Below are 6,222 nucleotides of genomic sequence, written 5' to 3' on the forward strand. Positions count from 1 at the left end.
GGATTTTCAGGTCGCTGATGCTCCTCTACAAATCCAGTTCGCTAGTGCAAAATGTGTTCGCTGTGCATCGCTTCGCTCAGGGGGCGACAGCCCTATCGGGTGAAGGTTGTGGATTGCCCTACGGGCAATGATTATATAGTCAGCGTTACGGGATTTGCATTTGTGCCTCTATGACTCCCCTGTCATTTCGAGCGGAGGTATATGCCGGTATGATTCCATGGATTCATGGAGCCAGTGAAAGGGAGCCGAGAAATCTCCCTGCAGAATGCTGCCTTTCGGCAGCCATGACCGCATAGAGTATCATTTCAACTTGCTACATCGTACACCCTTTCCCGCTGCGCGGGCCTTCCCCTCAAGGGGAAACGAGGGTTAGCGGCGGAGCTTGCTATGTGCTACATAAATCACGCTATACATTCTGCTGAATTGGCCGCCTCCGGCGGGCTTCACTTCATCAGCCCCTGGATGTCATTGCACATGGCGAAGAGAAAGAGTCCCAGAAGGATGGTAACTCCTACGGCCTGGATATAGTAGAGGGCCTTATCCGGAAGTTCCCTGCCGCTTACTCCTTCAATGAGGGTAAGGATAAGGACGCCTCCGTCCAGGAGCGGTATGGGCAGGAGGTTCAAAAAGCCCAGGTTGAGGCTCAGAAGAGCGATGAAAAGAAGAAGGGAAAGGAAGCCCGTATCCGCCACCTGGGCACTCATGCGGGCGACGCCGATGGGGCCTGCCACGTCCGCTTCATGGCCGGAAATCATATCTACAAGGCCGGTGACCATCATTTTAAGGAGATAGGCGCAGCGCTCTCCTCCCATGAGGAATGCCTGTCCCGGTCCCACTTTATGGTGTTCCAGGTAGGGAGAAATGCCGATGATGGGCCTTCCCCCTTCGCTGTCGGTCATGATGATGGTCAGGGTCTTCTCTTCTCCCTCATGGCTGATTTTTACAGGAATAATACGGGTATCCAGGTCCTTTGTGATTTTCCCTATATCCGTCCAGCTTTTCACATCTTTTCCTGCTACGGAGAGAATTCTGTCCCCTGCTGCAATCCCCTGCTTTTCAGCGGAAGTGCCGGAAAGGACGCTTCCCACTACCGGAAGGTCCGGGAAGGTCTGGTAACCGGCGTAGAGAAAGGCGCCGGTGAAGATGAAGAAGGCTAGAAGTACGTTGAAGAGAGATCCTGCTGCTATGACAAGGAGCCTTGCCCATACGGGGCGGTTGGAGAAGGCCCTTGGATCGTCGGTCTTGCTGCCGTCCATGCCGGCAATGCGGTTGAATCCCCCCAGAGGGATGGCCCGGAGGGAGTAAAGGGTTTCCCCCTTCTTCACACCGCCCAGCTTGGGTCCAAATCCGACGGCAAATTCTTCTACCTTCATGCCGGTGAGCTTGGCCAGAAGGAAATGACCTCCTTCATGAATGAGGACGATAACCGCAAAGACGAAGATGGGGGCCAGGATATTGATCAGCATAGGGATATCCTTTCGATTTCATTCCGGGCTAGATTTCTGGCCATCCGGTCTGCCTCCATAATGTCCTCATAGGAGCGGACCGGGCCTGAAATGAAACGGGAGAGTGTCTCTTCCACCACATCATAAATGGAAAGGAAGGAGAGTTTCCCTGCAATGAAGGCACGGATGGCTTCTTCATTGGCCGCATTGAAGGCGGTGCCGGCGCTGCCGCCCTCCTTTCCTGCCTCGTAAGCCATTTTAAGAGAGCGGAACACATCAAGGTCCGGTTTTTCGATGATAATGGACGCAATGTCCCGCCAATTCACATACTGTCCGGAAGGGGAAGGCAGTCTTTCAGGGTAAGTGAGAGCAAACTGGATAGGAAGACGCATGTCCGGATTTCCGATCTGGGCCATAATGGAGCCGTCATCGTATTCCACCATGGAGTGGATAAGGCTCTGGGGCTGTACAATCACTTCGATATCATCGTAATCCACACCGAAAAGCCAGTGAGCTTCTATCACTTCCAGTCCCTTGTTAAACATGGTGGCGGAATCCAGTGTCACCTTCATGCCCATGTTCCAGGTAGGATGCTTCATAGCATCGGCCAGAGTCACCTTTTTCAGTTCTTCCCTTGTTTTCCCCCGGAAGGGACCGCCGGAGGCGGTGAGGAGAAGTTTATGGATATGCTTTCTGTCCTGTCCCAGCATGCACTGGAAAATGGCGCTGTGTTCGCTGTCCACGGGACGGATGAGAACATGGTGCTTTCTTGCTTCCGCCAGCACCAGGCTGCCGCCGGCCACCAGGGTTTCCTTGTTGGCCAGGGCCAGTTCCTTTTCAGCGCCAATGGCGGCCAGGGTAGGCGCAAGGCCTGCAATGCCTACCACCGCCACCAGCACCAGATCCACATCCTCTCGCACTGCCGCTTCAGTCAAACCCTGCCCGCCGATAATGACTTCGGCAGCCCCGTGATAGAGGTCTTTGAATTTCCTTCCCGCTTCTTCATCGGTAATGACAATGGCGGAAGGATGAAATTCCTCTGCCTGAGCAAGGAGCTTTTCCACGCTTTTATGGGCACAGAGCACCTGGGCATGGAATAAATCAGAATGGGCACGGATGACGTCCAATGTCTGGGTGCCGATGGAACCGGTAGAACCTAATACTGCGATTTCCTTCATAAAAACTCCTTTCACCTAAGCAGGGCAAGCACAGCAGCCAGGGACGGCGCCACGAAAAGAAGGCTGTCGAAACGGTCCATCATGCCGCCGTGTCCGGGAAGAATATTTCCGGAATCCTTAATATCACAGGCCCGCTTTACATAAGATTCAAAGAGATCCCCCACCGGCGCCATGACAGCTGCCATAACGGACAAGAAAAAGGCATGGGTAAGATTGTACTTGAAGCCAAAGGCCAGAACCATGCCCAGCACCACGCAGCCGATGGCGCCGCCGATGAGGCCTTCCACCGTCTTGTTGGGGCTGATATGGGGTGCCATTTTATGCTTTCCAAAGCTCCTCCCTGCCAGATAGGCAAAGGAATCGCTGGCCCAGGTGCATACCAGAGCGAAAAGAATGAGGAAAACGCCGGGGTCCCCGTTTACCGCTCCCACCGGCAAAAGCTCCCGGCTTCCCCGAAGAAGTGCCAGAGTGCCAAAACCGATGCCGAAATAAAGGGCGCCGAATGAAGTATACACCAGGTTCGTCATATCCTCCTTCTTAATTACAAGGATCAGGAAAAGGAGGAGACAGAAAGTAAGAAAGAGAAGCGCCGTAAAAATACGGACAGAATAGAATCCCGCAGAAAGCACCGTCAGCCCCACTGCCAGGGCAGCAGGAACACAGTAAATGCGGATGGAAAGCTGCTTCAGCATGCGGTCGTACTCCGCCAGGGCTATGAGGGAAACAAGGAATACGGCGCTGGTCAGAAACCAGCCGCCCAGCCATACGAGGCCCAGCACTGCAATGATGCCCACAATGGCTGTCAAAACACGAACTTTCATAATACCTCCTAGTGATCCTTTTCCGTAAGACCGCCGAAACGGCGGTCCCTGCCGGTAAACCAGTCCACTGCCTTTCGAAGTTCCTCTTCCGTAAAATCGGGCCACAGCACATGGGTGAAGTAAAGCTCACTGTAGGAAGCCTGCCAGAGAAGGAAATTGGAAATGCGGGATTCTCCTCCCGTACGGATGAGTAGATCCACATCCATGGCATCAGAAGGATAGAGATGATCCTCCACCGTTTTTTCCGTAATGGCAGAAGGAAGGAGCCTGCCGGCCTTCACCTCTTCGGCGATTTCCTGCATGGCCCGAACAAGTTCCAAACGGCCGCCGTAGTTGATGGCCACATTCAGAATCAGCCCGTTATTGTCGGCAGTATCCCGCTCGCATTCTTCAATGCCCTTTCGGAGACCGTCAGAGAGGACAGACGTATCTCCCACAATATGGACCTGCACATTGTCTTCCACCAGCTCCTTCAGCTGGGAAATAAGGTAATTTTTAAAAAGTTTCATAAGGAAACGGACTTCCAGCGACGGCCTTTTCCAGTTTTCCGTGGAGAAAGCGTAGAGTGTGAGCACCTTAATGCCCATATGGCCGGCGGCGCGCACAATGGTCTTCACATTGGCGGCACCTACCTGGTGCCCGTAAGTTCTCTCCCGGCCTCTCTCTCTGGCCCACCGGCCATTGCCATCCAGAATGATGGCCACATGTTCAGGAAATGCCTTTTTATCAGACATATATCATTCCTCGTTTCAGGATACAAAGATTTAATTGCTTGGACACACCTTCAGTGTGATGGTTCAGAAGGTTCAAAAGGTTCAAAGGGTGGTGGTGGCGGCTCCGCCGCAGATTAAAAAAGGGAGCGCGGCTGGCGCAGCAGGTTGTGTAGAAAGGTTGTGTATGCTTCGCTCGGGGGAGCGACAGCCCTACTGGGCTGAAGGTAGTGGTATCGTCCCCCACGATGAGTATAAAGTCAGCGTTATGGGAGTACCTTTTCGTTTCATAAATCACGTTAAGCACAGCCATGAATCAGCCCCCTTTGGTGGCTAGTGCCACCACCTTGGACACGGGAAAACTTGCCCCGGTCCCGGCCGCCCCAGCTGCCAGTCCCCATTCTGCCGGAAGATTTCTCCACTCCGCTTCGCTTCGGTCGAAATGACGTTATGCGGATCGCCCTGAGCTCCGTTTCTGGCCGCCGCCAGCCCACAAGCTAAAGCCTTTACATCATAAGAGGGCGCCTTTTATGATGTAAAGGCGCCCAATTATAACCCCTTCGGAAAAATCCTCTCAGCCCTGCCCGTGAAGGGGTCTCAAACGGACATGATTTCTTTGATTTTTCTTTCGGTCACTGCTTCTACTTCTTTAATCTTCTTGTCAGTGAGCTTCTGAATTTTGTCTTCCGTATCTTTGATAATGTCCTTGGACACGTCGCTGTTCTTTTCTTCTTTTTTGAGGAATACATTGCCGTCGCGGCGGATGTTGCGGACTGCCACCTTGGCTTCTTCAGATTTTTTGTTGACCACTTTTACCAGTTCCTTACGTCTTTCTTCGGTAAGCTGGGGAATGGCCATGCGGATAAGGTTGCCGTCGTTCATGGGAACCAGACCCAAGTCAGACTGGAGGATTGCTTTTTCGATTTCCTTCAGAAGGCTCTTATCCCAAGGCTGTACCACCAGCATTCTGGCTTCCGGTACGGTTACGGAGGCTACCTGGGTCACCGGGGTGCGGCTGCCGTAGTATTCTACGAATACCCGGTCCAGCAGGCTTGCATTGGCCTGGCCGGTACGGATGGATGTGAATTCGTTTTTCAGGGCGGTAATGGATTTGTCCATTTTCGCAGATAAGTTTTTCAGTTCGTCTTCGTACATAATTATTTCCTTTCAATGAGGGTGCCCAGGGTTTCTCCCTTGCAGGCTTTCACAATGTTTCCGGGAACATCAATATTAAAGACAACGATGGGAATATTATTGTTCATGCAGAGGGTAATGGCAGTATTGTCCATAACAGCCAGCTGTTTCTGGAGCACGTCATTATAGGTAAGATGGGTAAACATCTTGGCTTCCGGATGATACTTCGGATCCGCATCGTACACACCGTCGGTCTGTTTCTTGGCCATGAGCATCACGTCCGCTTCGATTTCCGCACTGCGGAGGGCTGCGGTGGTGTCGGTGGTGAAATAGGGATTGCCGGTGCCGGCGCCGAAGATGACAACTCTTCCCTTTTCCAGATGACGGATAGCCCGGCGGCGGATATAGGGTTCTGCAATCTGGCGCATTTCAATGGCGGTCTGCACGCGGGTGGATACGCCCAGTTTTTCCAGTGCATCCTGCAGGGCTACGGAGTTAATTACCGTGGCCAGCATGCCCATGTAGTCGGCGGAGGCACGGTCCATGCCGCCCTGGCTGCCCTTGAGGCCTCTCCAGATATTGCCGCCGCCTACAACGACAGCGATTTCCACACCGGACTCACAGGCTTCCTTGATTTCCCCTGCCAGACGGTAAACCACTTCCGGATCAATGCCGAAGCCCTTGTCATTGGCCAGTGCTTCGCCGGATAATTTCAGCATAACTCTCTTATAACGTTTCGTTTCAGCTTCCATGGTACACCCCCAGAAACAACATAACGGATCTACATCTATTATATAGTATTTCCATCCATTTACAAAATAAGAGAACACCGGAAAGTGTCCTCTTATATGTAAATTACTGATTCAGCTGTTTAGCAACTTCTGCTGCCAGATCGTCCTGTTTCCTTTCAATGCCTTCACCCAGCTGGAAACGG

Annotated in this window: 6 protein-coding genes; all 6 read right to left on the minus strand. The window is 52.6% G+C overall.

Features of this window, described 5'->3' with window-relative positions; genetic code table 11:
- Positions 1-443 precede the first annotated feature (443 nt).
- Positions 444-1,466: an RIP metalloprotease RseP gene (gene rseP, locus B2Y11_RS05280; RefSeq protein ID WP_291057031.1), complete on the minus strand. Its 1,023-nt coding sequence runs from the start codon at positions 1,464-1,466 to the stop codon at positions 444-446.
- Positions 1,460-2,623, minus strand: coding sequence for a 1-deoxy-D-xylulose-5-phosphate reductoisomerase (locus B2Y11_RS05285; RefSeq protein WP_291057033.1), 1,164 nt, complete (start codon positions 2,621-2,623; stop codon positions 1,460-1,462). Before B2Y11_RS05285 ends, rseP begins: the two co-directional genes overlap by 7 nt.
- Positions 2,624-2,634: 11 nt before the next feature.
- The gene (locus tag B2Y11_RS05290) at positions 2,635-3,444 is read right to left on the minus strand and encodes a phosphatidate cytidylyltransferase (protein ID WP_291057035.1); all 810 of its coding nucleotides are present in this window, start codon (positions 3,442-3,444) and stop codon (positions 2,635-2,637) included.
- A gap of 8 nt (positions 3,445-3,452) precedes the next feature.
- A complete protein-coding gene (locus B2Y11_RS05295; RefSeq protein WP_291057037.1) occupies positions 3,453-4,178 on the minus strand; it encodes an isoprenyl transferase in 726 nt (241 codons plus the stop codon).
- 573 nt (positions 4,179-4,751) lie between these two features.
- Positions 4,752-5,309 carry a ribosome recycling factor gene (gene frr / locus B2Y11_RS05300; RefSeq protein ID WP_291057039.1) on the minus strand — a complete coding sequence of 186 codons (558 nt, stop codon included), beginning with the start codon at positions 5,307-5,309 and terminating at the stop codon, positions 4,752-4,754.
- A 2-nt stretch (positions 5,310-5,311) separates the two neighbouring features.
- Positions 5,312-6,040, minus strand: a complete 729-nt coding sequence (pyrH, locus tag B2Y11_RS05305; protein WP_291057041.1) for a UMP kinase — start codon at positions 6,038-6,040, stop codon at positions 5,312-5,314.
- Positions 6,041-6,222: the final 182 nt, after the last annotated feature.

This window comes from Dialister sp. UBA1703, from assembly GCA_002320515.1.
GTDB lineage: Bacteria > Bacillota > Negativicutes > Veillonellales > Dialisteraceae > Dialister.